This is a genomic window from Myxococcus sp. CA039A (genome assembly GCF_013336645.1).
GTDB classification, from domain to species: domain Bacteria; phylum Myxococcota; class Myxococcia; order Myxococcales; family Myxococcaceae; genus Myxococcus; species Myxococcus llanfairpwllgwyngyllgogerychwyrndrobwllllantysiliogogogochensis.
The window spans coordinates 1-4,559 of the sequence record NZ_JABUMQ010000525.1; the positions used below are offsets into that span (position 1 = coordinate 1).

A 4,559-nucleotide genomic window follows, 5' to 3' on the forward strand; every position below is an offset into this window, starting at 1 on the left:
CCCTACCCCTGGCACCGGCGAGCCTGACGCCGGCACCCCTCCCACGACCGACCCCGGGCCTGTCATCCCCGACCCGACGGACCCTGAGCCTCCTGTAACCACTCCGCCCGAGCAGGTCGATGTCCTGCCCACCCCCAAGCGGACGCTCAGCGCACGCAACCTCAACGAGCTGCGGAGCATGATTGCGTCCGCCCTCCCGGGGGACCGCATCGAGCTCGCCGACGGCGCCTACACCAACGCGGACCCCATCGAGGTGTCGGTCCAGGGCACGGAAAAAGATCCCATCGTCATCACCGCGAAGACCGTGGGTGGGGCGAGCATCGGCGGCGCGTCGAGCTTCCTCGTGGAAGGCGCCTCCCACGTCATCCTTCGGGGCTTCAAGCTGACGCATGCGGTGGAAGAAGGAGACGTCGCGCTGAGAATCGTCGGCTCGACCCATGTCCGCTTCACCCGGAACGAGTTCGCCATCAAGGACACGACGTCCATCAGCACCTGGATGCGGCTGGAGGGCGCGGGCAGCGGCAACAACCGCATCGACCACAACCACTTCCACGACAAGAAGAGCTCCAACGTCTTCCTCGCCGTCTATGGCGATGCGCCGAATGGAAGCACGGGCATGTCGCAGAACGACCGCATCGATCACAACTTCTTCCAGAAGCTGACCCTCGACACCGAGGGAGGCGAGTGCCTGCGAATCGGCGACAGCAAGCGCGGCCCCATCAGCGCGCACACCGTCGTGGAGGCCAACCTCTTCGAGGAGTGCAACGGTGACCCCGAGGTCATCTCCAACAAGAGCTCGGAGAACGTCTTCCGCGGCAACACCCTGCGCAACAACAAGGGCTCGCTGGTGCTGCGCCACGGCAACAAGAACGTGGTGGATGGCAACTTCATCCTGAACAACGCAGGGGGTCTGCGCATCTACGGCCACGACCACCTCATCACCAACAACTACATTGAAGGCAGCACCGGCACGGGCGCCCAGGGCACCATCGTCCTCAGCAGCGGCTGCACCGAGGAGGACACGGGCCTGGGCACGGACTGCAGCGTCGCCAACCGGGTGACCGTGGCCTTCAACACCCTGGTGGGCAACGGGCCGACCCACCTGGTCATCGGCGCCTCCGACTCGCGCCGGCCCATTCCGGCCAGGGATCTGCGCGTCGAGAACAACCTCCTCGTCGGTGAGCAGGGCGCGTTGGTGGACTTCGAGCGGGCTCCGGATGGCTTCACGGCCGTCGGCAACATGCTCTGGGGCGCGGCCTCGCCCGGCGACATCCCGTCCGCGGGCTACGTCCGGGCGGACCCCAAGCTGGTGCGCGCGGCGGATGGACTGCTGCGTCCCACCGCCGCGAGCCCGGTGATTGGCGCGGCGCGTCCCTCCACTGGCACCCAGCCCCCCACCACGGACATGGATGGACAGGCGCGCACCGGCGCGCTGGACGTGGGCGCGGACCAGACCGTGAGCGGAGCGGGCCCGCGACGTCCGCTCACCTCCGCGGACGTCGGACCTCTGGCTCCCTGAGCAGAGCGCCAGAAGGTCCTGAACGAAGCAGGGGCTCGCCAGACAGCGGGAGCCCCTGCATTTGTCGTGGACCCCTGGACGAACGGCTCAGGGCGAGCCGGGAGAGCCTGCATTCTCCCGCGCACAGGACTCGGGTGCGGCGGTGACCGTGACGGCCTCGTCCGATTCGGCGGGCCGCTGCACCCGGATGCGATAGCCGCGGCCCGCCGCACAGGCGTGTACGTCGACCCCCTCCTGCAGCGGCACGGCTGAGACATAGGCTGGCGACAGGGCGTTCAGACCACTGGTGAAGAGGGTCGCGTAGTGCGCCTGCGTGCCTTCGCGCGGATAGATGAGCACCGTCGACGCCTTGCGAACCTCGTAGTCCTCCGAGTACCAGCCGTCATACGGCCTGGTGGCCCCGCGCACGGTGGAGACGGACAGGCCGTCTGGCAGGGCCTGGGTGACCTGGAGGACGCGCTTGCCCTTCGGGTCGGTGACGAAGGCGGAGACGCCCTGCGTGGCGACGGTGAGGTCCGGCTGGAACTGCCAGCGCTGCTCGAAGCGGTGCGAGTCCTCCGACAGGAGCCGGTCCACCACCAGGACGACGTCCTTCTCCAGCAGCATGACCGCGCGCCAGTGACGCACCCCTTCGTACAGCGCGTGGAAGCCTGACTGGTAGAGCCACTGTCCCCCCTGTGCGGTGAGGCTGGGGCTGGCGTGCCCGTCGCGCTGGTCCAATCCATCCACCGTCACGGTGTTGTGGGCGCGGGTGCTGCGGAAGTAGGCCTCCTCCTCTCCCGGCTCCTCGGTGAACATCCCGGAGTCCGTCAGCAGCGTCCGTCCGGCCGAGTAGAGGACCACGTTGAGGGCGTCCAGGTGACTGTGGTCCGTGCGGTAGGGCCCCGTGTCGAACACCAGGTGCGTCTGTGCCTGGTAGTCCAGGGCGGTGTCGAACGAGGAGCGGAGCACTGCCACGCCGGAGCTCGCGAAGAAGGCGAGGCGCTCGGTGGGCGCGGTGCCACACATGCCCGCCGTCAGCATGTGGCCCAGTTCGGGGAAGGCCGCGCCCATTCGCGCGAGCAATACCGGTTGGTGCTTGCGCACCAGCAGACGCTGGCTCGCCCCGAGCATGGGGATGCGCCCGTCGGGCTGCACCACGTAGGAGGCGAAGCGGGCCATCCGCTCCAGCACTTCCCTGACGAGAGGAGACATCTCCAGGCCGTACGTCTGGGCCCACTGCGAGAGCTGATACACCTGGGTGAAGACGTAGAACTGGTAGTAGGCGGAGTTCTCGATGATGAAGCCGTCCGAGCCGATGATATCCGTGAGCAGATCGTCGTAGCGCTCCAGCGCCAGCTCACGCCAGCGCGGCGCATCCTTGAAGTGCGGGAAGTTCTCCGCGATGAGCAGCAACGCCGCCGCTTCGGCGAACCCGTGGTTGAAGCCCGCCTCGAAATGCTTCGGGTCCTCCAGGAAGCGCGCATCCTCGATGATGAGCCATTCGAGCAGCGTCGAGTCCTGCCAGGAGAGGGCATCCGCGTGCTTGAGCTTCCAGTACGAGTTGACGAGCACCATGGCCCGGTAGGCCGTGCCGTGCTTGTCCTCGCTGAAGACGGAGTTCTTCTTGTTCGCGGCGAAGCTCCTGAAGATGTCCATGAGCTTGTCGCGGTAGCGCCCGTCTCCCGTCTCCCGGAAGGCCCACAAGAGATGGGCGGTGGGCCGCAACCCGTAGAAGACATAGCGCCAGAACTTCTCGCCGTAGGGGTCCTCCGTCCAGGTCAGCGGCTGGGGCAGGCGGACCGGCTCGAACCGGGGAACGGACCAGGTGTCCTTGAGGAGGAGGTCCGCGACCTCCAGCTCCCCCTCGTCCAACCACAAGTAGGCCACCTCTTTACCGAAGACATGGCCCTGCACCACGCACGCGCTGCCCTCGCAGCCCTTCTGCTGCACCGGGTTCGCATCCTCGCGCCCGCAGGCGATGTTCAGCACCTGCGCCGAGTCGAGCTCGTGCGACGGCTCCTTCTCAGTCCCGCAGTGCGTGAGCAGTACGAGGAGCAAGGCACCTTCCACGGCTCTCCATCCCAATCGTCGCGCCATGTCTCATCACTCCGTTGCAAGTCGGCGAACAGTCCGGTCCAGGCGAGCCTCGCCGGACCTATTCCACACGGATGAAGGCGTCCGTGCCGCCGAGCACCCTGGGTCCGCGGCCGAGCCCGACCTGCGGGAGCAGCGCGGCACACTCCGGGTCCCCGGCGCTGGAGAAGCACCCTGGGACAGGGTCCGTCAGCCCGTCCCCGGAGCTCTCGAAGTCCGTGTGCGCGAAGAGCGCGGCCACGTCGAAGACGACCCGGCTGCGCCCTGGCACGAAGCCCGTGAGGAGGATGGTGCTCTGATTCTCCGCGCTGCAGTCGACGCCGATGTCCGGCGTCCCGGTGCAGCCGTCGGCGCGGACGTGGAAGACATAGGCCCTATTGCCACCCGAGCGCACGTCGAGCCGGAGGTACCTGTAGCCGTACGTCCAGCTCCACCACATGCTGGGGTCGTTCAGCGGTGGGGCGGCCCACTCCACATTCCTGTGGTTGAGCTCGCGAGGAACCCCCAGCGTGAACTCCACGCCGGTGTAGTCGTCGAAGTCAGGCACGACGCCGACCACCTCGGTGCGGAGCTCCGGGCTGCCCGTGTTGCAGGTGCCGGTGCCGTCCTCGAAGTCGAGCAGGGCGATCGTCTTGCGCTGCCAGCGCCCATCCTGCGCCAACACCAGGGGGAAACGGTCCCCGTTCTTGCGCACCAACGCGACGTCATGGACGTACGCCTTGAAGTCCAGCAACTGGAGGCTGGTCCCCGAGGCACCGACCTTCTCGTAGCTCGCATCGCAGCGCAGGGGCTCGCCGCGCACCTGGGCGGTGAACTGGACCGAGACCTGACGCTCCCCCATGCAGGCAAGCAGGAGCACGGGCGCCGCGAGCACGAGCAGCCGGAGGCTCCCTCCGCCCCCCAACACGGCCCGCGCGATGGTGCCGACGCGCGGCGCAAGCCGTCCCGCCTCCCCGCTCCCTCG

The 4,559-nt window shown here is 67.8% G+C and carries 3 protein-coding genes; 1 reads left to right on the plus strand and 2 read right to left on the minus strand.

The window, feature by feature from the left end; all coding sequences use genetic code 11:
* Positions 1-1,519: polysaccharide lyase 6 family protein (locus HR086_RS44915; RefSeq protein WP_217442207.1), on the plus strand; the 1,519-nt coding region annotated here is incomplete at its 5' end.
* An 87-nt stretch (positions 1,520-1,606) separates the two neighbouring features.
* Here the strand turns inward: HR086_RS44915 and HR086_RS44920 are convergent.
* Together HR086_RS44920 and HR086_RS44925 are read right to left on the minus strand one after the other, a co-directional pair.
* The gene (locus tag HR086_RS44920; RefSeq protein WP_174463493.1) at positions 1,607-3,559 is read right to left on the minus strand and encodes an alginate lyase family protein; all 1,953 of its coding nucleotides are present in this window, start codon (positions 3,557-3,559) and stop codon (positions 1,607-1,609) included.
* A gap of 97 nt (positions 3,560-3,656) precedes the next feature.
* The coding region (locus tag HR086_RS44925) for an MbnP family copper-binding protein (protein WP_174468726.1) at positions 3,657-4,559 on the minus strand (903 nt) is incomplete at its 5' end.